This is a genomic window from Sphingopyxis sp. BSNA05 (assembly GCF_013265645.1).
Classification (GTDB): domain Bacteria; phylum Pseudomonadota; class Alphaproteobacteria; order Sphingomonadales; family Sphingomonadaceae; genus Parasphingorhabdus.
In genome coordinates this window covers 1-24,966 of record NZ_PYIA01000158.1, presented here as the reverse complement: position 1 = coordinate 24,966, position 24,966 = coordinate 1, and the positions used below count along the sequence as shown (strand labels likewise).

Annotated in this window: 16 protein-coding genes and 3 pseudogenes; 15 read left to right on the top strand and 4 right to left on the bottom strand. The window is 57.1% G+C overall.

Features of this window, described 5'->3' with window-relative positions; all coding sequences use genetic code 11:
* Positions 1–65 precede the first annotated feature (65 nt).
* Positions 66–646, top strand: a pseudogene (locus C8024_RS18810) (PD-(D/E)XK motif protein).
* Positions 647–662: 16 nt separating this feature from the next.
* On the top strand, positions 663–2,552 hold the full coding sequence (locus C8024_RS18805) for an AIPR family protein (RefSeq protein ID WP_217272322.1): 1,890 nt from the start codon (positions 663–665) through the stop codon (positions 2,550–2,552).
* 190 nt (positions 2,553–2,742) lie between these two features.
* Here the strand turns inward: C8024_RS18805 and C8024_RS18800 are convergent, their stop codons facing one another.
* On the bottom strand, positions 2,743–2,958 hold the full coding sequence (locus C8024_RS18800; RefSeq protein WP_173208026.1) for a helix-turn-helix domain-containing protein: 216 nt from the start codon (positions 2,956–2,958) through the stop codon (positions 2,743–2,745).
* A 106-nt stretch (positions 2,959–3,064) separates the two neighbouring features.
* Positions 3,065–4,186 (bottom strand): site-specific integrase, encoded by a 1,122-nt coding sequence (locus tag C8024_RS18795; RefSeq protein ID WP_173208023.1) that lies wholly within the window; start codon positions 4,184–4,186, stop codon positions 3,065–3,067.
* Between the two features lie 445 nt (positions 4,187–4,631).
* Here C8024_RS18795 and C8024_RS18790 point away from each other — a divergent pair, with 445 nt between their 5' ends.
* From C8024_RS18790 to C8024_RS18760, 7 genes are all read left to right on the top strand, one after another.
* Complete coding sequence (locus C8024_RS18790; protein WP_173208020.1) at positions 4,632–5,093, top strand: hypothetical protein; 462 nt, start codon at positions 4,632–4,634, stop codon at positions 5,091–5,093.
* On the top strand, positions 5,090–6,511 hold the full coding sequence (locus C8024_RS18785; protein ID WP_173208017.1) for an alpha/beta hydrolase: 1,422 nt from the start codon (positions 5,090–5,092) through the stop codon (positions 6,509–6,511). The genes C8024_RS18790 and C8024_RS18785 overlap by 4 nt, the downstream gene beginning before the upstream one ends.
* Positions 6,453–7,250: a hypothetical protein gene (locus C8024_RS18780; protein WP_173208015.1), complete on the top strand. Its 798-nt coding sequence runs from the start codon at positions 6,453–6,455 to the stop codon at positions 7,248–7,250. Before C8024_RS18785 ends, C8024_RS18780 begins: the two co-directional genes overlap by 59 nt.
* A 149-nt stretch (positions 7,251–7,399) precedes the next feature.
* The gene (locus C8024_RS18775; RefSeq protein WP_173208013.1) at positions 7,400–7,843 is read left to right on the top strand and encodes a hypothetical protein; all 444 of its coding nucleotides are present in this window, start codon (positions 7,400–7,402) and stop codon (positions 7,841–7,843) included.
* Between the two features lie 128 nt (positions 7,844–7,971).
* A complete protein-coding gene (locus tag C8024_RS18770; RefSeq protein ID WP_173208012.1) occupies positions 7,972–8,496 on the top strand; it encodes a CHASE2 domain-containing protein in 525 nt (174 codons plus the stop codon).
* A 2-nt stretch (positions 8,497–8,498) separates the two neighbouring features.
* Positions 8,499–10,070, top strand: a complete 1,572-nt coding sequence (locus C8024_RS18765) for an adenylate/guanylate cyclase domain-containing protein (RefSeq protein ID WP_173208010.1) — start codon at positions 8,499–8,501, stop codon at positions 10,068–10,070.
* Between the two features lie 264 nt (positions 10,071–10,334).
* Entirely contained in the window at positions 10,335–11,744 is a 1,410-nt protein-coding gene (locus tag C8024_RS18760) for a FecR domain-containing protein (RefSeq protein WP_173208008.1), read from the top strand.
* A 274-nt stretch (positions 11,745–12,018) separates the two neighbouring features.
* On the opposite strand, the pseudogene C8024_RS18755 reads toward C8024_RS18760, so the two are convergent.
* A pseudogene (locus tag C8024_RS18755) lies at positions 12,019–13,454 on the bottom strand (glutamate synthase subunit beta).
* 21 nt (positions 13,455–13,475) lie between these two features.
* Positions 13,476–18,125 (bottom strand): annotated as a pseudogene (gene gltB / locus C8024_RS18750) (glutamate synthase large subunit).
* Positions 18,126–18,429: 304 nt separating this feature from the next.
* On the opposite strand from gltB, the gene C8024_RS18745 reads away from it, so the two are divergent.
* The 6 genes from C8024_RS18745 to C8024_RS18720 form a co-directional block, all read left to right on the top strand.
* Complete coding sequence (locus tag C8024_RS18745; RefSeq protein ID WP_254306100.1) at positions 18,430–18,798, top strand: XdhC family protein; 369 nt, start codon at positions 18,430–18,432, stop codon at positions 18,796–18,798.
* A gap of 59 nt (positions 18,799–18,857) precedes the next feature.
* Entirely contained in the window at positions 18,858–19,379 is a 522-nt protein-coding gene (locus C8024_RS18740; protein WP_217272321.1) for an XdhC family protein, read from the top strand.
* Between the two features lie 84 nt (positions 19,380–19,463).
* On the top strand, positions 19,464–22,661 hold the full coding sequence (locus tag C8024_RS18735) for an amidohydrolase family protein (RefSeq protein WP_173208004.1): 3,198 nt from the start codon (positions 19,464–19,466) through the stop codon (positions 22,659–22,661).
* Between the two features lie 315 nt (positions 22,662–22,976).
* Positions 22,977–23,243 carry a hypothetical protein gene (locus C8024_RS18730; protein ID WP_173207996.1) on the top strand — a complete coding sequence of 89 codons (267 nt, stop codon included), beginning with the start codon at positions 22,977–22,979 and terminating at the stop codon, positions 23,241–23,243.
* Positions 23,240–23,434, top strand: coding sequence for a hypothetical protein (locus C8024_RS18725; protein WP_173207993.1), 195 nt, complete (start codon positions 23,240–23,242; stop codon positions 23,432–23,434). Before C8024_RS18730 ends, C8024_RS18725 begins: the two co-directional genes overlap by 4 nt.
* A 289-nt stretch (positions 23,435–23,723) precedes the next feature.
* Positions 23,724–24,966 (top strand): hypothetical protein (locus tag C8024_RS18720; protein ID WP_217272320.1); only part of this gene is annotated, 1,243 nt, incomplete at its 3' end.

The following is a 24,966-nucleotide window of genomic DNA, read 5'->3' as shown; positions in this document are numbered from 1 at the left end:
CGCACATCAAGCGTTGGAAGGCTTTCCTAGCTGGTAAGAAGGGACGTCTTTTGTCGCCAGAAGAGGTGCGAGGCCTGTTCGGCGAGCTATCATTCCTTCGTACCCTGTACACGGAGCATTTGGATCAGGTTTCAGCCATGGACGCTTGGGGTGGCCCGGAGGTGCTCATCAGGACTTTATCTTTCAAAATACAGCCGTTGAAGTGAAGGCGCTCTCTGGCAGGGAACGGAGCACCGTTCGGATTTCATCGGAAGACCAGCTCGAAGCCTTGTGCGACAATCTCTATCTTTTGATCTATCGCCTAAGTGACCTGCCTGAGTCAGACCAGGCGGTATCGTTGAATCAACTCGTCCGTGACATTGAATCAGAACTTGAGGATGCGGAAGCATTGGATCGCTTTTTTCAGCGCCTAGCCGCCTATGGCTACGTTGAAATGGCCGAGTACGACAAACCGAAATTCGTCGTCATGAAACGGAACGCTTATCGTGTTGCGGACGAATTTCCGCGCCTTCCGCGTTCCGGCTTACCGGACGGCATAGTGCGAGTAAGCTATGAAATAGAACTGGAGAAAATTGGGGCCTTCGAGTGTGACCCCTCAGCCGTGGGGGGGCGTAATTGGAGCAGACAACTCAAGAATTTTTCATGATTTCAGACAGGAGCTGATGGCAGGTGCTGAAGCAAACAGCGCATTTCAGCTTGCAGAATTCATGGAGGCCTTTGCAGAGGAGCTCATGGAAACGGGCTTCATCGAAGGTTTTGAATTTTGCCATTTCCGAACTGCCCGTGGCATTCGGATCGACGGATACTGGTTTAACGATGAAGGCGGCTTGGACCTATTTATTGCCGACTTCGAAAGTCGCCTCGAACTGGCCTCGCTTACCCAAACTGATGTGAATGCCCTATTCAAGAGAGCTACCAATTTTTACGAGGCAAGTAAGGATAAGAACCTTTATTCCGAACTCGAGGAAACATCTCCCGAATACGGATTGTCGCGTGACATTGCCGACCGCAAAAGCTCCCTCCAGAAGGTCAATTTTTTCATTCTTTCAGAGCGCGTACTAAGTGATCGATTACAGGCGCTTGAAAGCAATGAAATCGATGGTGTTTCAGTATCTTACCACGTTTGGGGCGTTTCGAGGTTACAGCGCCAAAGAAGCTCCCGAGGCCATAAAGAGGCCTTGGACATCGATTTTCTCGAAACTTTTGGTGCTGCGTTGCCATGCCTCCCAGCCCATGTTGGTTCAGCATCATATCAGTCCTTTCTCATCGTTATTCCCGGTGAGATGCTTGCTTCGCTTTACGGACGTTACGGTGCTCGATTGTTGGAGCAGAACGTCCGCTCGTTTCTTCAGGCGCGAGGCAAGGTCAACAAAGGGATTCGTGGCACCATTCTCAACGAACCAGACATGTTCTTTGCGTACAACAATGGGATCACGGCAACCGCGCAAGCCGTCGAAACTCAATCAGGTGACGGCGGGTTGGAGATTGTGCGGTTAGTTGACTTGCAGATTGTAAACGGCGGGCAGACTACCGCTTCATTGTTTCATACTCAGCGTAAGGACAAAGCTTCGCTCGAACGCGTCTTTGTACAAATGAAGCTCTCGGTCATCCCGACCGAAGCCGGGGAGGAAGTCGTTCCGAAGATTTCCGAATATGCAAACACCCAAAACAGAGTGAATGCTGCGGATTTCTTCTCAAATCACCCCTTCCATATCCGCATCGAAGAGTTTTCGCGACGCATTTGGGCTCCAGCACAGCAAGGAGCACAGCGAGAAACAAAGTGGTTCTACGAACGTGCGCGCGGTCAGTATGCCGACGCCCAATCCAAACTTACACAGGGTGAAAAGCGGCGCTTCCAGGCTGAGTATCCAAAGCCACAGATGTTCACCAAGACTGACTTGGCGAAATTTGAGAACGTATGGGATGACGACCCAAAATGGGTGAACCTTGGCGCACAGAAGAACTTCGCACGCTATGCAGCGCGAATTGGTAAGGAATGGAACCAGGCACCGGACCGATTCAATGAATGGTACTATCGCCGAGCAGTCGCTAGGGCGATTGTATTCAGGGCTGTCGAGAAGCTCGTCTCCGCCCAGCCTTGGTACAACGGCGGATATCGCGCAAATATTGTCGCATATGCCTTAGCCATCATCGGTAAGTGTTGTGAGGATGCAGGGAAGAAACTGAACTTTCAAGCGGTATGGGAAGCGCAGTCTTTGCCAGCTTCACTTGAGAATGCGCTGGTGGTCGCAGCCAAGTACGTGAACGACGATATATCGCGGCCGCCGGAAGGGATTTCCAACATATCTGAATGGTGCAAGAAGGACGGTTGCTGGCTTCGTCTGACTAATGGCATCGATAAGCTGACCGCTCAGCTGGACGAAGATTTCTGGTCTAGCCTTGTGACTGAAGAGCAGGCGGCATCCGAAGCGAAGGCGGCACGGAAAACGCAGAAAATCGATAACGGTATAGATGCACAAAAAGAGTTTTTGATATTCCAGCTCAGAAGTGGGTGGAAATTCGAGACTTTGGCTCAACGAAGAAGATTCTAAGCCCGAAGGAAGCCGGGGTAGTCGAGGTTGCTTGTAAGATTCCTTCCAAAATCCCAACCGAGAAACAGTGCCAAGTCCTGTTGGAGGTCTTGCAAAAGGTCGAGGAAGAAGGTCTCAAAATCTGACCATCCAAAGAAAGAAGCCCCGCCATCTCTGGCGGGGCTCCCGTCCAACAAAATTGGACTGTTCGTTAGGCAGCTTCGCTGTCCGGGGCAGCCAAGCGTTGGCCTTCAAGCCATTTGTTGAACGCGCGCTTATCGATGTAAACACGGCCTCCGATTTTGATCAGGACGGTATCAAAACCATTGCTGTTCGCATGATAAATCCACCACCTAAGCGTACTCTCGGTCACAAACGGCGCCTCTTGGGCGAGCTGCTTCACTGTCCGAAGGTCGGTATAGTCCACCGGCCATCCTCCATGGGCAAAGAAAAAGCCAAGAAAAGAAAAATCGGACTGACCGCAGTATAGCCGAGGGCGGCTAAACAGACAATGAAGCGCGACTCTGAGGTGTTCAGTCGGCCATATTGAAGATTTTGTCGTTCATCTTCTCAACCACGTCGCGGGTATGGTCTTCTGACAGGTGCGAGTATCGTTTCACCATCTGGAGGGTCTTGTGACCCAACACTTCGGCAATCTCCAACTGGCTTGCACCATTCATGGCAAGGTAGCTTGCCGCACTGTGGCGTAGATCGTGGAAGCGGAAGTCGATGATGCCCGCCTTTTCGCGTGCATTCTCCCACGCCTTACGGATGTCGATAGCGCCTTTGCCGTCGCTTCGCGGGAAAAGGTAATCCGACTTGATGTCGCGCTTCGTAAGATATTTCTCTCGCCACTTGAGGTGCTCTTCGAGAACCGCCTTGAGATAGCTCACTATCGGTGCCTTGCGGGTTTCGCGGTTCTTGGTCTCTCGCAGAACCGCCACTTGGCGTTCGAGATCGAGATCGCGAAGCGTCAGCTTCAAAATCTCATTCTTTCGCGCACCCGTCGAAAGGGCAAACACGACGACCGGATATAGCTGCTTGTTCGGGCTCGCCTTGCACGCTGCGAGGATGGCTTTGCGTTCGTCGTCATCGAGGAAGCGCACACGCTCTTTGGTTGCCTTCGTAATCCGGTTCACACCTTCCATCGGGTTGGCAGAACCGATCCATCCCCACTTCTGAGCGAACTTGAGCAGTATCTCCAGATTATCGCGGTAGTGCTTCACTGTTTTGCGCGACTTCGGCTTGGCAGGCTTCTCGCCATCCTCAAGCTGCGCTCGTTGATCACCCGCGTTTGTCAGCTGGGCAATCTTTCTGCTGATAATTTCATGCGTCAGGAAGGAGAGGGCATACTCGCCTAGCTCTCGCTCCCAATGGTTCAGGTAAGTGGTTTCCACACGCTGGCTCGATGGAGCCTTGTGGGGGAGAATGTCCTCTTTGTATTTTTCAATCACGTCACCGAGGGTGCGCTTCTTCGCCTCACTCGCCGTCGAGCGGATATCGCCCCGGCGCATCCCGAGCTCAGTTTCCTGTGCCCAGGCCTTTGCGTCGGTAAGTCGCTTGAAACTGCGCTGAACTGGCGGATATCCGTGCATTCGGATCATTACACGATAAGTTTGCCCGTTCTTGCCCTCTCTTTTCTGAATGGTCGCCATTTGCGATTATTTTCCAGCTAGTTAAAATTTATGATACATTCTAACTGCTTATGGGGTAGGGCGCAAAGAAAATTTGGCACAATTTTGGCACAGTAAGCCCCAAAAATTGCCCGTAACTGACAACAAGCCACAATAACGGTTATGCACTAACATATTGAAATATATACTGTCACTTGTTGAGGGTTGTTGAGGAATTTGTGGTTCTTAAATCTCATAACCTGAAGGTCGTAGGTTCAAATCCTACTCCCGCAACCAACCAAATTACACAATCATCGAAAACATGCCTCGCTCGAAACAGCGAGGCTTTCCTGCGTCTGGGGGAAGCCCGTCATCGCCCGCTGAAAGATATTTGGTTGGCGACCGAATTTGCGCTATCCCCCTGGTTGACCGTGCTGCGCAGGTCACATGCCCTGATTGACCCGCAAGCACGGAGGGGGAATCATCAATGTCCGGTCGGGATAGAGAGAAACTGATATCGGCCGCTTATTCCGCGACCTTGTCCCCTGATCAATATTATGAAACCCTGGATATGATGGATGAGCTGATATTCAGCGATCAATCAGCCAAATATATCGATGCGCTCAAACAGGGAGCCGATCCCGAGCTGATGGCGCATTTTCAAAGAGCCCATGATATCCAGCTGCTGCTTGGCCGTAAGAAGACCGAGAAGTCCGCCGAACGGATATTGCTGGACGCGACGCCAAATCCCGCACTGATTTTTGATCAGGCCGAGAAGATTGTCGCGATGAATGATCTGGCACGACAGATGATCGGTGACGACTGTCTCACTCTGGCCGATTGCGGTGTCAGCGAGCATGTCCTGCGAAATATCCGGCAGTTTTCGGAAGTGACGCCGTTCAGGAGATATTCGTTGAACCGGATCATCTGTTCGCCGGGAAAAAGATGAACAGCTGTCTGATGGTCAGGGAGATACCGGCTGTCGCCGACGTTGAACGGCCAGGTGGTAGCGGCCGTGCCGAGAAGTCATTCCTGCTCACTATCGTCAATTTGGGTTTTGACCCGTCGACGACCAGCCTGTTTCGCCAAGCCTATGGTTTGACGCCTGCGGAAGCAAGTGTCGCCGTCCATCTTGCAAACGGCATGCAGCTCCCGGAAATCGCTGCTGAACGTGACTCAACAATCGCAACATTAAGATCCCAGATAAAATCGATCAAAAAGAAAACAAATGCCCGCGATGTTCCCGCAATCGTAAGGCTGTTATGCGGATTTTCAGCCTGCATGCTGACATCATCGCAATTGGCCCGAACCAGCGGGACTGTAGCCGAGGAGGCAAGGGCGCCTAGATCACCGGCCGAAATGATTTTGAGCGATGGTCGAAAAATGAGCTATCTCGAGCAAGGCAGTCCGGACGGCATTCCCGTGATCATGCTCCATAACATGCCCAATGGCGTGGAATTGCCGCAAAATGCGATGGCGGCGGCAAACCGTATGAACTTGCGCATAATAGCGCCTTATCGGCCCGGCTGCGGAGATTCCGATAATCTGAAAAACATTGATGCCGAGCAGCTGCTGGATCATGTCGCAGCTGATATTCAGGAATTGCTAGATCAGCTGGATATTTCGAAGGCTGTGATTGCGGGGCAGACGGTTGGCGCCATATTTGCCCTGCGCTTTGCTCGCCTATATCCACGCTCGGTCTCAAGCCTGTTTGCCATTTCTCGCGCTCCGATATGGCGTGAAGAGTGGGCAGCGCAAATGCCCAAGCGTCAGCGGTTCATTCTGGGCCTCGCCAGGCATATGCCCCAACTTCTGCCACTTATCATGCGCGCTACGGTTGCTTTTATCGACAAGGGCCACGCAAAGACGCTTATTCACTCGCTGTGCCAAAATAGTGCGGCGGATATGCAAGCTTTGAAAAATGCAGAAATTCTCGAATTGATGGCGCGGGGATGTGAGGAGGGACTGAAGCAGGGAGTCGAAGCTTTTTGTCAGGATTGCTTGTTGGCCATCATCGATTTTAGCGAGGAAGCAAAGCTTCTGGAGACACCATTCCACATTCTTCACGGTGATCTCGACCAAATCGTCCACATATCCCAATCCGAATGTTTTGTGGCAAATGTTCCCGGCACAACATTGGAAATTGTGGAGGGAGCGGGACAGCTGCTCATATATAGCCACTGGGATTCTGTTTTCAGGGCTATCAAAAAAGCCACAAGAACAGCAACTAATTCCGGTTTATCCCCAATATTGGGTATGACGGAATTCGCCGGTCAAGCTATGGGATGCTATCGATGGAGCACGTCCTATGCGAAAATATCTGATCTGTGCGATAATTTTGGCGATGCTCGCGGGATGTTCCAATAACCCCCGCGCTTTTGAAGAAACAACTGGCAATCCCGCCCATGATATCCAGCTATCGAGCGCGGATGCGACAGGGGAGGAGCCCGGCGGCCAGTCGCTTTGCCCCGGTGACGGGCCGACGCTTCCCATGACCGGTATTTGCGAAGACCGTGCGAGAATTTATCTCGATATTGCTGGCGGCGATGCCCCGCAGATCCCCGATCATTGCTACTGGTCGGTCAACGAGACCGCGATAGTGGATAATATATTGCTCTATCTTGCCGCCACTTGCGATGGCAAAAAGGCCAGATTGGGATATGCTGACGGCGCGCATTTTTCTGACCTTAATCTTGCGTGGTCTGCGGTTGCCAACGAAGCGCAGGAAGACACAGTTTTGATCCGCATCGGCGGCGCTGAACCCGATCGACCGCACCAGAATATTCTCTTCTATGCCCGGGACGCGATGGATGATCCGGTCGCAGCCGAGCGATGCGTTGTGAGTCCGGCGGGATTGGACGGATGGCCAGCCGATGCCTTGGTCGTCGATGTCGGCGCGGAAGAGGCGGCAAAATCGTCCAGCGACGAACCGCGGGCCACCTGCGGGCGGTTTGGGCTCGACGAGGGAAATTCATCCTTTTGGCGAGTATTTCAAGGCTATAGCTGGTGGTTCCAGCTTTCACAGGATGTGTATCAGGATATCGATCCACGGTCCCTGACGCTCGTCAGGCCAGACGGGGCAGGTGGCTGGACAACGGTCGAGTGAAACCGTCCGCAGGATCAACTGGGTCTATGGGATAACGGGAGGAATATGAGAACATGTCCAAGAAAAATATTACCGGTCTGATCGCGATTTTGGCTTTGACTGGCTGCGGTGGCGCTGAAGAGGCTGGAGGCGAAGCGGCACCCGACAATATGTCCAATCAGGCCAGCTTGAATGCCGACGTCAGCACAACGATGCCGGAAGCGGCCAAAAGTGCAGAGACGAACGCAGCAGCAACTGACCAGAAGAAGGATGTTGAAAAAGCTGACAAATCACCTGCACCGTCAAAAGCAGCCCCTTCCGTGAAAACTGCCGACTGCAAAATCACATCCATACCGGGCGATACCCAATTTAAAGGCGACTGCGAATTCATGCCTCACGGGGGAGGAAGCTTCACGGTCAAACGTTCCAATGGCCAGTCTTTTGTCGACGGTATTACCGCCTTCGTGGCCGAACTTGATAGCAAGACCGCAGCCGGCCTTTCCGCTCGCGATGCCAATGGCGATCTGACCTATCTGGGCGTGGCCGAAAAGTCTCCGGTCGATGGCGCTTGCTGGGAAAGCGAAAATCATTCTGTTTGCGTTTATGCGAAATGAATGTCCCGGACATTATATTTGCGCCAGTCGAAAGTTAAAGCCTTGCCCTATAACGAAAATCTGGCGAAAATAGTTGCCATTCAGCTTTCGATCCCACAAGCAGTGCCATCGTTCCGGGGGGATTGAGCATGATAGCGAAATTGAAGAGGTGGTGGCGACGGAGCAGTTGGGCCGTCATCACCGGCCTGATTGTGATCTTCGGCATCGCTTATCTGCAGACGGCCAATGTTCCTGTCATCACTCCCACCATTGAGCGTCTGTCTCTGATGGTCTTTGACAATTATCAGCGTCTGTCGCCTCGTCCCTATGAGGACGCCGCCGTCCGGATATTGGATATTGATGACGAAACCATCGCGCGTCAGGGGCAATGGCCCTGGCCGCGGACCGATGTCGCGCGGCTGACGCTGGCACTGGGCCGCGCCGGCGCGGCGGCGATCGCGTTCGACGTGGTGTTTTCGGAGACCGACCGCACATCTCCACATGAATTGGCCAAACGCTTCGCCGAGAGCGATCCGGATGCCGCGGAGATATTGAACGCGCTGCCCGACAATGATGACCAGCTGGCCAGCATATTCGGCGTGACCAATACGGTGACCGGTTTTTCCTCACCAATGGTCCGACCCAGCACCAGGCCGAGCCGAAAGCCGGTCTGATCGTGGCCGGTACATTGCCGAAATCCGCGCCGCACTATTCCAATGCAGTCATGCCGCTGGAGAAGTTGATGGCGCCGGCGATCGGCAATGGTTCGCTGTCAATTGCGCCGGACCCGGATTCGGTCATCCGCCGGGCGCCGTTGATCGCAATCCAGAATGACCGCGTTTTGCCCTCGCTGTCGCTAGATGCGATGCGGGTTGCGCTGGGGTCGGACTCTGTCATCGTCAACACCACGGATGGCAGCCGGGAGGGCGGTGAACCGGGCGATGTCGTCAGTATCCGCATCGCTGATATCGAAGTCCCGACCAATGAAGCCGGCGAGATCTGGATGCACTATACCGAGCCCGCACCCGAGCGTATCATCCCGGCGTGGAAGCTGCTGCCCGGGGAGTCGAGCGACGAGGAGTTGCAGGAGCTGTTTGAAGGGCAGATCGTGTTTGTCGGCACCAGCGCCATCGGCTTGCGCGATTTGCGTTCGACGCCATTGAATGACCGGGAATTGGGGGTGATGATCCATGCCCAGGCGACGGAACAGATGATCCTGAAGAAATTCCTCTATCGGCCCGACTGGGCTGTCGGGCTGGAACGCGCGCTGATCTTGGTTCTGGGGATCGGTCTGATCCTTGCGCTGCCTTCGCTCGGTGCTGCCTGGGGAGCGATGTTGGGCGGAACGATATTGGCGGCCATGTTCGGCGGCAGCTGGTTTGGCTTCAGCGAATATCAGTATCTGCTCAATCCGACCTGGCCCGCCATTGCCCTGATCGTTGCCTATCTGCTGGTGACCATTGCCGTATTTTACCGCGAAGAACGGCAACGCGCCCATATCCATGGTGCCTTTGACCGCTATCTTGCTCCCGAACTGGTGAGCCGGATCGCCGATGATCCGGGGCAGTTGGAACTGGGAGGCGAAGAGCGGGAAATGACGGTGTTATTTTGCGATATCAGAAGCTTTACCTCATTGTCGGAAAAGCTTCTGCCGAACGAGATAATCCGTTTCCTTATCGCGTTCCTGACGCCGATGACCAATATATTGATCGATCGCAAAGCAACGATCGACAAATATATCGGCGACGCCATCCTGGCATTCTGGAACGCGCCGCTCGACGACCCCGACCAATATGCAAATGCGGCGCGGAGCGCGCTGGCCATGTCGAAGCGTTTGGCAGAACTCAATGTCGAAATGCCGCAACAGACTGACGAACCATGGCCCGGGCAGGTCAGCATCGGTATCGGCATAAATTCCGGCCCCTGTTGCGTCGGTAATATGGGGTCCGAACAAAGGCTGTCCTATTCTCTCATCGGTGACACGGTGAATCTGGCATCCCGCATCGAGGGCATGACAAAATTTTTCGGAGTCGAGATTGCCATAGGCAGTAGTCTGAACAGTGAGCTACCCGGCTTCGCGACGCTGGAACTGGATCGGGTGCGTGTCGTCGGAAGGCAAATGGCCGAAACGCTTTACGTGCTCTTGGGCGATGAAGAGTTGGCGGAAGATTCCGATTTTCAGAAATTTGCAAAACCCATACCGCGATGCTGGAAGCCTATCGGGCCAGACAGTGGAGCGCTGCGCTGAGTCTGCACAACGAAAATAGCGCGATGACCGAAAAATATCGATTGACCAAAACATATCAAACTTATGCGGAACGCATTGCAGCGTTTCAATCAGAAGATCCGGGCGCAGATTGGGATGGCGTCTTTGAAGCTACAAATAAGTAGCCAGGCGACGCCGGATAACTAGGCAGACTGAAAAAGGGCAAACCATTATGAATATTCGAAAAACACTTTGCACAAAAGCGTTGGGGCTTGGCGCTTTTGCCGTGCAGCATTGCTTCCGGGCTTGCTGCTGATCTCTGGCCAGCTCGCTGCGCAGACAGTCGAGGGGGCCGCTGATCCACAGGATGCTCCGGAGGTTCAGGCCGAACTATTGCTGCTCGATGCCGAAATCGTGGAATCGTCCACCGAAGGGACGGCACTGCAACTGGCGGCAAAACAGATTGAAAGCAAAGATCTCTCCGGTGCGGCAACGACACTCGAACGCTATCTGATAACCGATCCGGAATCTCTGGTGGTTCGGGTTGAATATGCAATCATCCTTTGCCGTCTGGATGATCTACAGGCTGGCCGTTTTGAAGTGGCCAAAATTGCGGAGAACGGGCTCGATCAACCGACCGCCAATCGCGTTCAGGCCGAATGCCAGATCACGGCATCCGATATGCCTGCCTTGAAAACCGGTGAAGGAAGAGTCCCAATGAGAAATTTTCGCAATAGGAATATCGCCATTCTTGTGAGTGGCACGATGATTACTTCACCATTGACGGCCCAGACCGTGGGAATGAACTCTGCCGTTCGCAACAATGTGGAGCTTCAGCAGACGGCAACCGGTGCGGCGCAAAAGGCGCGTATCAGGCAGCCTGTCAAGATGCGGAATGTCGTGACCACAGCAGCCGCCAGCACGCTCCAGATCACTTTGTTGGACCGATCTTCGCTCACCGTCGGTCCCAATGCGCGCTTAACCGTCAATCGCTTTGTCTACGACCCCAAGGCCAAATCGAGCTCCGTTGGTACGACGCTGGTGAAAGGCACATTGCGCTTCTTGTCCGGCAAGTCGGCACGCGGCGGGCGCAACAGCATCAACACCCCCGCAGCGTCGATCGGGATCCGCGGAACGATGGTGGAATTGGCTGTAGGGGAAGATGCCGTCACCATCGGCAAGTTGCAGCCTGGCCTTGTAATGGGTGGCAAGGTTGATCCGCAGACCGCGTCGCTCATTGTGCTCCGTGGTCCGGGACCCAAAGCTCAGCTCGGAGAAGAAAGCGGCATCATTGACGTAACAGCCGCCGGAAAAACGGTGACAATTACGCAACCTGGCATGGCTGTTTTTGTTCCGTTCCTGGGGGCAGCGCCTTCCGCACCCTTCCAGTTGTCAAACGGGGCATATGGCGGTTTCGACAATATGTTGAGAACCACGCCTAGCGCCAGTGCGCCAGCGAGCCAGCAATCATCCAGCCAGCAGTCACCGAGCCAGAATGCCAATAGCGGCAACACCGCGACCAGTACTTCGACAGCCGGTTCTGGTTCCGGTGCCGGCGCCGCTGGAGCGGCAGCTGGAACAGGAGCTGGGATTGGCTCTGGCGCTGTTGCCGGAATATTGGGCGCGCTCGCTGCCGGCGGTTTGGTGGCCGCTACCTCGACCGGTTCGGACGATCCAGTTGAAGTGGAAGAAGAAGATCCACCGGTCAGCCCATAAGTCAGCTTGCGCGCTATATTGGCGCGCAAGTCGAATTGTTGCCGCAGCGCCGGGCGAGAGTTGAGCACTTTGCTCCGTGTTTGACTTCTCGCCAGCGTCTGGCTGAATCTGCAAATTTGCCTGATTCCTGAGTGCTGACCAATTTGGTGCAGCCAAAGGCGTCGGCTCATTGTCCCGCAGCGCGATTGACCGGACAATAGTTCAGACTTGAGGCTGAGCAGATGAGCTTTGACCTACCAGTCGCCACGCATCCGCTGTTGACGCAGCTTCGCTATCAGCGAGGCAGCAAACTTTTCCCCATGAGCTGCAAATCGACGGCGCGAGCGCATTGCCGCCCTTCGCGGATCGCCCATACGACCAGGCTTTGACCCCGTCGCATGTCGCCGCAGGCAAAGACGCCCGGCTTGCTGGTGGCATAGTCCTGGACATTGGCCGCGACATTGCCGCGGGGGTCGAGTTCGACCTCCGACTGGTCGACCAGGCCCATCTGGCGCGGACCTACAAAGCCCATGGCAAGCAGGATCAGGTCGGCTTTCAGGGTGAATTCGCTGCCGGCGATTTCCTGCATCTGGCCGTCGACCCATTCCAGGCGAATGCACTCGAGCCCTTCGACATTGCCGTTCGTACCGACAACCCGTTTCGCGAGAATAGCCCAGTCGCGTTCGCAGCCTTCGAGATGGCTCGACGATGTGCGCAGCTTGAGCGGCCAGTCGGGCCATGAGAAGGTCTTGTCTTCCTTCTCTGGCGGCTTGGGCATGATTTCGATCTGGGTGACCGAAGCAGCGCCCTGGCGATTGGAGGTTCCAACGCAGTCGGAACCGGTGTCGCCGCCACCAATGACGATGACATGCTTGCCGGTCGCGGTGATCGTGCCGCGCGGTGCGGCGCGCATTTCCTCGTCACCGGCGTTGCGCTTGTTCTGCTGGGTCAGAAATTCCATCGCGAGGCGGACGCGGACATTTCATAGCCCGGAATATCCAGCATACGCGGTTTCTCGGCGCCACCGGACATGACAACCGCATCATAATTTTCCTGCAGCGATTCGACCGAAACGCTCACGCCAACCTCGGTGCTGGTCCGGAATTCGACGCCTTCGGCTTCCATCTGCACCAGCCGGCGGTTGATCAGATGCTTTTCCATCTTGAAATCGGGAATACCGTAACGCAGCAGGCCGCCCATCCGGTCGTTCTTCTCGAACAGGGTCACATTATGGCCGGCGCGCGCCAGCTGCTGGGCACAAGCCATGCCGGCAGGGCCGGAGCCGACAACGGCGACCGACTTGCCGGTTTTCTTTTCCGCTATCTGGGGTGTGATCCAGCCTTCTTCCCAGCCGCGATCGACAATCGCGCATTCGATGGATTTGATATTCACCGGGACATCGTCGATGTTCAGCGTACAGGCCGCTTCGCAAGGCGCCGGGCAGATCCGTCCGGTAAACTCGGGGAAATTATTGGTCGACTGCAGCGTCTCGAGCGCGGTCTTCCAGTCCCCCTCATAGACCAGATTGTTCCAGTCGGGGATGATATTGTTCACCGGGCAGCCGTTGTGGCAATAGGGGATACCGCAATCCATGCAGCGGGCCGCCTGGTTCTTGATCTCCGGTTCCGGCAGTGGAATCGTGAATTCCTTATAATGCGTCAGCCGCTCCTTAGGATCGGCATAAGTCGCGTCCTTGCGGTCAATCTCGAGAAAGCCTGTTACTTTACCCACGGTCTACTCCAATATTTTCGTTCATTCTGCAGCGACGATCGTCTCGAGACGCTCGGCTTCAAGTTGTTTCAGCGCCGACGCATAATCGCGCGGCATGACCTTCACGAAACGGCCAAGGGCTTCATCCCAATTGTCGAGAATTTCGCTCGCTCTTTTGCTGCCGGTGTAAAGTTTGTGGCGCTCCAGCAATATCCGCAGGCGGGCCGCGTCATGATAGAGCATGTCGCCCATGCCATAATCATTCACATCGACCGGAAGCTGCTGCGGCAGGGCCGTGCCCTCTCCGTCTTCCGCGCCTGCATCGATGGTTTCGATATCGACCATCGCCATGTTGCAGCGCTGGCGGAACAGGCCGTCCTCGTCATAGACATAAGCGACCCCGCCGGACATGCCGGCCGCAAAATTGCGCCCGGTTTTGCCGAGTACGGCGACGACGCCGCCGGTCATATATTCACAGCCATGATCACCGGTGCCTTCAACGACGGTGACCGCGCCGCTGTTGCGGACCGCAAAACGTTCGCCGGCGACGCCGTTGAAATAGGCTTCACCAGCAACCGCGCCGTAGAGCACGGTATTGCCGACGATGATATTCTCGGTCGGGTTGCGGTCAACATGGGTGGGCTGTTTGACAACCACCCGGCCGCCGGAAAGTCCCTTGCCGACATAGTCATTGGCATCGCCAACCAGCTCGGCAGTGACGCCATGCGCAAGAAAAGCGCCGAAACTCTGGCCAGCAACACCTTCAAATTGCAGCTGGATCGTGTTGTTCGGCAGGCCGGCATGGCCATATTTTTCGCGACCTCGCCCGACAGCATCGCGCCGACGGTGCGGTTGACATTTTTGACCTTGCGCTCGATCTTTACGGTCTGGCCGTTGTCGAGAGCCGGTGCAGCAGCAGCGATAAGATCCTTGTCCAGCGCCATGTCCAGACCATGGTCTTGCGTCATCGTCTGATGCAATGTCTCGCCTTCGGGCAGCGCGACTTCGTGGAGCAGGCGCGACAGGTCGACGCCTTCCGCTTTCCAGTGACGGAGAGTCTTGTTCATATTGATACGGTCGACACGGCCAACCATTTCCTCGATCGTGCGGAAGCCCATTTCGGCCATGATCTGGCGCAGTTCTTCGGCGACGAAGAAGAAATAGTTGATCACATATTCCGGCTGCCCGGTGAACTTCTTGCGCAATTCCGGATTTTGCGTCGCCACGCCAACGGGGCAGGTGTTCAGATGGCATTTGCGCATCATGATGCAACCTGCGGCAATCAGCGGCGCGGTGGCAAAGCCGAATTCGTCGGCACCCAGTAAGGCGCCGATCGCCACATCGCGACCGGTCCGCAGGCCGCCGTCGACCTGTACCGAGATTCGCGAGCGCAGTCCGTTGAGCAGCAAAGTCTGCTGCGTTTCTGCCAGACCGATTTCCCAAGGCGAACCGGCATGGGTCAGCGACGTCAATGGCGAAGCGCCGGTACCACCGTCATAGCCGGAAATGGTCAGATGATCGGCACGCGCCTTGGACACGCCAGCGGCAACCGTACCGACACCCACTTCGGACACCAGCTTCACCGAAACACGCGCACCGGTGTTCACATTTTTCAGATCGTGGATCAGCTGCGCCAGATCCTCAATCGAATAGATGTCATGATGCGGTGGCGGCGAGATCAGTCCGACGCCCGGCGTCGAGTGACGGACCTTGCCGATATTCTTGTCTACCTTGCTGCCCGGCAGCTGACCGCCTTCCCCGGGCTTGGCGCCCTGGGCCATCTTGATCTGGATATCGTCGGCATTGACCAGATATTCGGCGGTCACACCAAAACGGCCACTGGCCACCTGCTTGATCGCCGAGCGCATGCTGTCGCCGTTGGCCATGGGCAGGAAGCGATCCGGCTCTTCGCCGCCTTCGCCGGTATTGGACTTGCCGCCAATCCGGTTCATCGCGATGGCAAGCGTCGTATGCGCCTCGCGGCTGATCGAACCGAAGCTCATCGCCCCCGTGGCAAAGCGTTTCACAATCTCGGTCGCAGGCTCTACTTCGCTGATATCGAGCGGTTCATCCGCCTTGGTCAATTCCATCAATCCGCGGATGGTCAGCAGATGCTCGCTCTGTTCGTTGACCGATCGCGCGAATTCCGCGTAATTTTTCGGGTCGTTGCCACGCACGGCATGCTGCAGATTGGCGACATTGGCAGGCGTCCAGGCGTGATCCTCGCCGCGGATCCGGTAGCCGTAGATGCCGCCGACATCGAGCATGTTCCGGTAGATCGGATTGTCGCCATAGGCTTCGCTGTGGCGGGACACGGTTTCTTCGGCGATTTCCGCCAGCCCAACGCCTTCGATCATCGTCGCCGTGCCGGTGAAATATTTTTCAATAAATTCGCTGGATAGCCCGACCGCATCAAAAATCTGCGCGCCGCAATAGCTTTGATAGGTCGAAATGCCCATTTTCGACATGACCTTCAAAATACCCTTGCCGATCGCCTTGATATAATTTTGCTCGACCTGCTGCTGGGTCAGCGGCAATTCGCGGCGTATGCGGATTTCCTCGAGCGTTTCGAAGGCCAGATAGGGATTGACCGCTTCCGCGCCATAGCCCGCGAGCACGCAGAAATGGTGCACTTCACGGGCTTCACCCGTTTCGACCACCAGGCCGGTCTGCATCCGCAGGCCCTGACGGACCAGATGATGATGCACGGCTGCGGTCGCCAGCAGGGCCGGCATCGCGATCCGGTCCGGGCCCTTGGCGCGGTCGGAGAGGATCAGAATATTGCGATCGGCGAGCACGGCTTCGGTCGCCGCCCAGCACATTTCCTTCAGCGCCATTTCCAGGCCGGCGGCACCGCTTGCGGCTTCCCATGTAATATCGATGGTCTCGGTCCGGAACGCCCCGTCCAGCGCCTCTTCCACAGAACGGATTTTCAGCAAATCCGCGTTGGTCAGCACCGGCTGGTCGACCTCTAGCCTTTTGTGTGTGCCGGCGTCGTGACCCAGCAGATTCGGACGCGGCCCGATCATCGAGACCAGAGACATCACCAGTTCCTCGCGGATCGGATCGATCGGCGGGTTGGTCACCTGGGCGAAATTCTGTTTGAAATAATCGTATAGTAGCCGCGGTTTTCCGGACAGGACGGCGATCGGCGTGTCAGTGCCCATCGAGCCGATCGGGTCGATACCGTCGCTCGCCATCGGCTCGAGGAATTTGGTAATATCTTCTTGGGTGAAGCCGAATGCCTGCTGGCGATCAAGCAGAGCGGCGGGGCTGTCCAGCCCGTTCGCTTTTGGCGCATCGACATCGTCAAGATCGTCGAGATCGAGGTCTTTCAGATTATATTGCGTGGATTCCAGCCATTTTGCATAAGGTTTGGCCTTGGCGAGATCGGCCTTGATCTCTTCATCTTCAATGATCCGGCCCTGCTCCATGTCGATGAGCAGCATCTTGCCCGGCTGCAAGCGCCACTTGCGGACGATATTGTCTTCCTTGACGGGAAGGACGCCGGATTCCGACGCCATGATCACATGACCGTCATCGGTGACACAGAAGCGGGCAGGGCGCAGGCCGTTGCGGTCCAGCGTGGCACCAACCTGGCGCCCGTCGGTAAAGGCAACGGCTGCCGGGCCATCCCATGGCTCCATCAGGGCGGCGTGATATTCGTAAAATGCCCTGCGATCGGCATCCATCGTCGGGTCGCCGGCCCAGGCTTCGGGGATCAGCATCATCACTGCATGGGGCAGCGAATAGCCGCCCGCGACCAGCAGCTCCAAGGCGTTGTCGAGGCAAGCCGTATCGGACTGGCCGTGCGGGATCAGCGGCCACATCTTGTCGAGATCAGCCCCCAGAAGATCAGACTCCATCGTGCGGCGGCGGGCATTCATCCAGTTGACATTGCCGCGGACCGTATTGATCTCGCCATTATGCGCGATGAAGCGATACGGGTGTGCCAGTTTCCACGACGGGAATGTATTGGTCGAAAAGCGCTGGTGAACCATCGCCACGGCGGAGGTGGTGAGCGGGTTATCGAGGTCCTTGTAGAAAGATCCGACCTGATCGGCGAGCAGCAGGCCCTTGTAGACGATGGTTCTCGTCGAAAAGGACGGCATGTAAAATTCGGACAGGCCGGGCATGTTATTTTTTCCGCGATACCATCGAGCGGATTGTGCACCTGTTTGCGGATCGCGAGGATTTTGCGTTCGAAGGCATCCTGATCGGCCAGCGTTTCGCCTTTGCCGACGATCGCCTGGCGAATCAGGGGCATCTGTTCGAGCACGGCTTTGCCTATGCCTGTGGTGTCGATCGGCACGTCGCGCCAGCCGATGAAATCCTGCCCTTCCTTGGCGATGAAACGCTCGAAATGTGCAGTCGCATAATTCGCTTCTGCCGGGTCCGACGGCAGGAAGCACATGGCCACGGCATAGTCGCCGATGGCGGGCAGCGTCAGTTGCTGTGAATCCGCCCAATCCCGCAGAAGAGCATCGGGAATCTGCAATAATATGCCGGCACCGTCGCCCAGCAGCGGGTCGCGCCCACAGCGCCGCGGTGATCAATATTGACCAGAATTTCCAGGCCACGTTTGACCGTGAGATGCGATTTCTCGCCATTGATATTCGCGACAAAACCGACGCCGCATGCGTCATGTTCGTTCTTTGAATCGTACAGGCCTTGCCGTGGCGGGAAACTCATATTCCGTCCTCATATTTCGATAGGATTTTTTGTAATTAAGATGCTCCTAGATGGATTTTTACGCATTTTGAAGATAAGATTTATGGACAAGGGCAAAGAAACATTGCGCAGCCACCGATTGCCGCTACGGATGACGGGTCAATCAGGACAAAACATGCCATGATTTCAGGGTTCTGGCCCCTGTCAAAAGCCGGAGCGTGAAGACGGATTTTCCCGATCGGCTGCATGGAGATTGCCCCACAAGTCGCTTTGCGGCATGGATCTTCGCGTCAATCTTCTTCGGTAAGCGTCGGGACAGTCACGTTTGAACAATATTTTCCCCATCTTCAAATTCCTGCAGGCAAAAGCGGCCGCGAAGCAGAAAATCGTCCTGATCACGCTGACCGCTGTCACCGGTGCATCGACGCGCAACCCGGGCGCACATATGGCGGTGGCAGAGGATGGCTCGTCGACCGGTTCCTTCTCCGGCGGATGTGTAGAGGCCGCGGTGGTGGCCGAAGCGCTGGACGTGATCAATGCCGGCAAACCGCGCGAGATCAGATTCGGTGCCGATTCCCCCTATCTTGATATCCGGCTGCCTTGCGGTGGCGGCATCGACCTGCTTTTCACGCCGGTGGCAGACCGGGGCATTGTCGCCGATATTTTGGCCGTATTGAACGGCGGGAGCCGCTGACGCTCATCCTCGATGACCAGGATGCTCGCATCCGCTGCGAAGCGGGGGCAGATCACCGCATGTCGGTGGAGCGACAAGGTTCGCGCATTCTCGTGCATCATATTCCGGCAGCGAGACTCAATATATTGGGCCACGGTCCATCGGTCGAAAGCCTGGTCAGGCAGTCGGTCAGCTATGGTATCGATTGTTCGGTCCTGTCGCCGGATGCCGATATTGTTGACCGGACTGCCGCATTGGGGATTTGCGCGGAACTGCTGAAAACGCCACAGGCGACAGCGCTGCTCGATCCCGATCCCTGGACCGCCTGCATTTTCTACTTTCACGATCACGATTGGGAAGCGGCACTGATGAAGCAGGCCTTGTCCTCGCCCGCCTTCTACGTCGGCGCGATGGGAAGCCGCAAAACCCATGCACTGCGCCTGCAATATCTGGCTGAGCTCGGGGTGTCGGCAGAAGAAAGCGACCGGATGGTTGCGCCGATCGGCTTGATCCCCTCGACGCGGGATCCGGCGACACTAGCCTTGTCGACCGTGGCGCAGGTGGTGGAAAACTATCATCGGCATTTTGGTTTCAGGACCTAGCCGTCCGCAGCTGTTCCTTGTTCCTTCCGGCCGCAAACTGGAATAGGGTGAACAGATCGATGACATTCTTCTCCGGGGATTAACATGAAATATCGTCTGGTTTCGGTTCTTGCGACATTATTCCTTTCAGGAACTGCACTGGCGCAGGACAAGCCCGATGAGGCCAAATGGGATGTCAACGCACCCGCCGGCGCGACGATCAAACAGGTGCCGATCAACGTCGACGAGGGCAGCTGGATCGATGTCGATGTCAGTCCCGACGGCCAGAGCATTGCCTTCGCCTTGCTCGGCGATATTTACACCATGTCGATTGCGGGTGGAACGCCGACCCGGATCGCTGAAGGTCTCGCCTGGGAAGTGCAGCCGCGCTTCTCGCCCGACGGCGAGCGCATTGCCTTTACCTCCGACCGTGGCGGCGGCGACAATATCTGGATCATGAACCGCGACGGCAGCGACAAGCGGCAGGTGACCAAGGAAGAATTCCGCCTGCTCAACCAGCCCAGCTGGAGCCCCGACGGGCGCTATGTGGTGGCGAAAAAGCATTTTACGACCCAGCGCTCGCTCGGCACCGGCGAAATCTGGATCTATCATGTGTCCGGCGGCGGCGGGGTGCAGCTGGTCGAGAAGCCGAGCGAAAAGCATCAGAAGGAACTGGGCGAACCGATTTACGCGCCCGATGGCAAATCTGTCTATTATACCCGCAACATCACCCCCGGCGGTACCTTCATCTACGCCCAGGACAGCAACAGCGACCTGTTCAATATCGAAAAATATGATCTGGAAACCGGAGAGGTTAGCACGGCAGTTTTGGGCCTTGGCGGATCAGTGCGTCCAAATCCGTCCCCCGACGGCAAGAAGATCGCCTACGTCCGCCGCGAGATGACGCGTTCAAAGCTTTATGTGAAGGATCTGGAATCCGGGATCGAGCGCAAGATCTATGACGATCTCGATCAGGATGTGCAGGAAACCTGGGCTGTCACCGGCGTCTATCCGAATATGGACTGGACTCCTGACAGCCGCGAGATCGTCTTCTGGGCCGGCGGCAAGATCCGGCGGGTGGCCGCTGACGGCAGTGCCTCCTCGGTGATCCCGTTTCAGGTCAGCGACAGCCGGGGCGTCGCCGATGCCCCGCATCCGACGATTCCGGTCGCGCCTGACAGTTTCACGACCAAAATGCCGCGCTTTGCCGCGGTGTCGCCGGACGGCCGGACCGTTGTTTTCGAAAGCCTCGGCAAGCTCTACTCCAAACCGATGAGCGGCGGGGCGGCCAGACGGCTGACCAGCGGTTCGGAACGCGAGCTTTTTCCTTCTTGGTCGCGCGATGGCCGTTCGATCGTCTTTGTCGGCTGGACCGACGCCGGACTGGGCCAGATCAAGACGGTTTCGGCAGGCGGCGGTTCGCCGCGCACCGTCACCAACCGGCCCGGCCATTACGCCCGGCCGCATTTTTCTCCCGACGGAAAGACCATCGTCTTCGAGATGAAGGAAGGCGGCTATATGACCTCGCCCGAATGGTCGGTCGAGGATGGTGTCTATCGCGTGCCGGCTGGCGGTGGTTCCCCCCTGCGCGTTGTCAAGGGTGCAGCCGGGCCGCAATATGGCGCGAGCAGCGACCGGATTTTCATGCTTCAGAACGAAGATGACCAGCGCGTCCTGATCAGCACCGATCTCAGCGGCGAGGCAAAACGCACCCACGCCAAAGGCGCTCTGACCAACGACTATATCGTCTCGCCCGACGGCCTGAACGTTGCTTTCCGGCAAAGCTATGAAGCCTATGTCATGCCGCTGATGCCCGGCACCCAGGCGGTCGAGGTCAGCCCGAGCAGTACATCGCTGCCGGTCACGCGGGTCAGCGCCAATGGTGCCGACTATATCAACTGGTCCGGCAATGGGCAGACGCTCCACTGGAGTATCGGGCCCACGGTCTATTCGGCCCAGACAAGCGCGCTGTTTTCCCACGCGCCAGCTGCGAAGGATGCACCCAAATATCAGCCGCCGACCAGCGGCGTTTCGCTCGAACGGACGATTGCAGCGGACAAGCCCTCCGGAACGGTTGTGCTTACCGGCGGGCGAATTGTCACCATGGCCGATGACGACGGCGGGATCATCGATGATGGTGTGATTGTCATTCAGGGCAATCGCATCGCCGCAGTCGGTTCCCGCAGCGAGGTCAGCATCCCCGCTGGTGCCGCCACCGTCGACGTTACCGGCAAGACCATCATACCCGGCCTGGTCGACGCGCACGCGCACGGCCCGCAGGGGACGGACGAACTGGTGCCGCAGCAGAACTGGTCGCTGCTGCAAAATCTCGCGCTCGGCACGACCACGATCCATGATCCGTCGAGCCGCGCCAGCGAGATATTTGTCGCCAGCGAAATGCAGCGTGCCGGGATGATCCTAGGTCCCCGCATCTTTTCAACGGGCGAGATCGTCTACGGCGCGAAAGCCGCCGACGTCTATGCCGAGATCAACAATCTCGACGACGCGCTCGCCCATGTCCGCCGCCTCAAGGCGCAGGGCGGTCATAGCGTCAAGAATTACAACCAGCCCCGCCGCGAACAACGGCAGCAGGTGGTCGAGGCCGCGCGTCAGGAAAATATGCTGGTGGTCGCCGAAGGCGGTTCTCTGTTCGGTATGGACATGGCGCTGGTCGCCGATGGCAACTCGACGCTGGAGCATAATATTCCGCTCGATATCTTCTATGACGATGTCGTGCAGATGTTTGCGCAGTCCGACACCAATTATACACCGACCCTGGTGGTCAGCTATGGCGGGCTGGCCGGCGATCCCTATTGGCGTCAGGCCACCAATGTCTGGGAAAATCCCCTGCTGGTTCACACGCCGCCCAAAATCCTGGCCGCCGAGACCGTTCGCCGGACCAAGGCGCCGGACAATAATTTTGTTGATGATGACAACGCCCGGGAAGCCAAGAAGCTGGCCGATGCCGGTGTAAAGGTTGCGATCGGCGCGCATGGCCAGCAGGCCGGTATCGCCAGCCACTGGGAGCTCTGGTCCTTCGTCCGTGGAGGAATGACGCCGGTGGAGGCACTGGCGGCCGGTACGATCATGTCTGCCCGGTCTCTCGGCATGGCCGCTGAGATCGGTTCGCTGGAAGCGGGCAAGCTTGCCGATCTGTTGGTGCTGGACGCCGATCCGATCGCAGACATCCGTAACAGCGACAAGATCAGCCGCGTGATGCTCAACGGGCGCCTGTACGATCCGCTGACCATGAACGAGGTGGTGACAGGGTCCCGGAAGCGCGCGGCTTACTGGTGGGAATAGGGGCAGGGTTCAACGATAGATGCATCTGTCTCCGTGCGCCCGGTGCAATCCGCAAGCAACTTAGGAAAATGGCAAAGATGAAAAATTTCTACTGTTTCTCTGTCTGTGTCTTTACCCCCTTGGCGCGGGGCGGGCGCAACATCCTCTGGTCCTTCAAAAACTCAACGAATGGAACGATGCCGCTCCGGCACCGGGCGCCGAAAAGTTGCACGAGCAGATCCGGATCACTGCGCAAGAGGTCTATGGGGCGAACAAAGCCTGCGCCAGTTCCGCGATTTTGTCGACAGGATTCATCCGGCGACAGCGGATCGATATGTGTTCAATGCGCTGATCCGCAAGCAAATGCGCAACGCCTGGACTTTGATCGTCCGGTTGCCGGGATGTGATGCCGCTCCGGTACGCTTCATGGTAATGCAGGACACAGACGACAGCCTGAAAACGATCCGCGTCAATCGCGGCATATCTTATGCATCAGATTCGCTGATCAGTGATACGCTGTCGTCAGCCTGGGGTGCCGCCGATATCGTCCTCAGCCGCACAGGGTCCGTTGCGAGAGTGCCAAGAGTTTCAAACTGGGCGTGATCCGGATTGAATCCGAAGCGGAGGGATTGGGCCCCGACATGTTCGGTAGCCGCTACGTGGGCAGCTGGGACGAGATCTGGCCGATTGAAATGTGCGATCGGACGGTCGAGGTGCTTGTCAATTTTACCGCCGATGGTGACGGGGGCGCCTATTTCAACGTTTCCAGTGACAAGGCCGTCGTTCTTCCCTGATAATATAGGCCCGTCCCCCCCCCCGGCTCTAAAGTCTAAGAACCGGTGCCGGCTGTACGTCTATTACCCATTCTCCTGACCAAGAAGATCCTTTCTTCTATAATCGTCTCGTTAGAACCGCAGTAATTAGATGAACTCCAGTTTAACAGACGCATCAATTCGCTGAATGCCGAATGAATAGCGCGTTCAGGATCTCCGTTCGTCTGCTTTTTTGGCTCATCCTGTCCCTGTGGCGGGATACGAGTCTCGATGCCGCGTGTTTTCTGTTCACCACATTAGGAGAAACAAGATGACCAAGTGCAACAGGATGACCAGAGATTTCGAAATGGGTCGGGTCAAAGGTTCACCGGGACGCAATGCTGGCAGCCTGTCGATGATCAGCATATTGGCGATCTCGGTCGGCATGGCCGCCGCGCCCGCGCAGGCGCAGGAAGCAACTGCGCCGGTGATGAGCCCGCCCGTCCAGGCACCACCGCTTATGTCGCCGCAGCCTGCGCCGCCGTCGCAACCGGCAACGAGCCCCACGCTTACCCCCACAATCTCCCCCACAATTGCTGCGCCTCCGGCGAGCAGCCCGCCGGTTGTCAAAGCCCGGCCGGCCTCGCCCGTCACTCCCGAGCGGGCCGATGATCTGGCGCGCAAGGGCGGTTTCGATGCAGAGACCGTCGCCCCTGAAGCGCTGGCACAGATCGAGCAGGAGCAGCAGCAGCGCCAGGCCGCTGCGGCAGAGGCCGCGGCTGCCAAGAGAGCAGCATCCGCCAGATCCTCCGCGACCTCTGCTGGAAGCCCGGCCACTGGTTCCGCCGGTGATAGTCTCGCGGAAGGCGTGATCGCCCGTCCCGAAGCCGCTATCGCTGCAGGCACTGCAGATGCGCAATTCGGCGGCCAGGACGCGGCTGCAACAGCGGTCGCAAGCCCCGCTACTCAGTCCGTACCCCAGACAACGGCATCTCCGGATGCCGTGTCGGGTGAGGCGGGAGCCGATTGGGGCCTGCTCGCCGCTCTTGCCGCCTTGCTGGGGATCGGCGGGGCCGGTGCCTATGCAGCCAGCCGCCGGCGCAAGAACAAAGGCGAGCTCGCTGCCGCGACCTATGACAGCGATCCCGTGCCTGCTACTCTGACCGCAGCGGCTGCGCCGATGGCGAAAAGCCATGCCGTCGAACCGGAAGCCGATCCGGCAGCGGATGACGGACGGATTGCTGCTCGCACGCCAGACAGCAAGGCGGCGGTCAAGGCAGACTTCGCCCAATTTGTCGCGAAGCTGCCGGCATTCGACAGTTCGGACGGCAAGCCCGACCGCAGCGTCACGCTCGGCCAGCGCCGTGTCGCAGCCGCGCCCAAGCCCTATCTGGCGCAAGCGGACATGGCCCGCACCGCAGGCTATTTCACCGCCAATGTCGACGCGATGCCGACGCCGCAAAATCCGTTCCTGACTCGCCAGAAGCGTCTGAAACGGGCCCGCTATCTCGACAGCAAGCTGGCGGCGATGAACGCCGGTTCACGCGAGAGCCGCACAAAATTTCCGGCGAAAT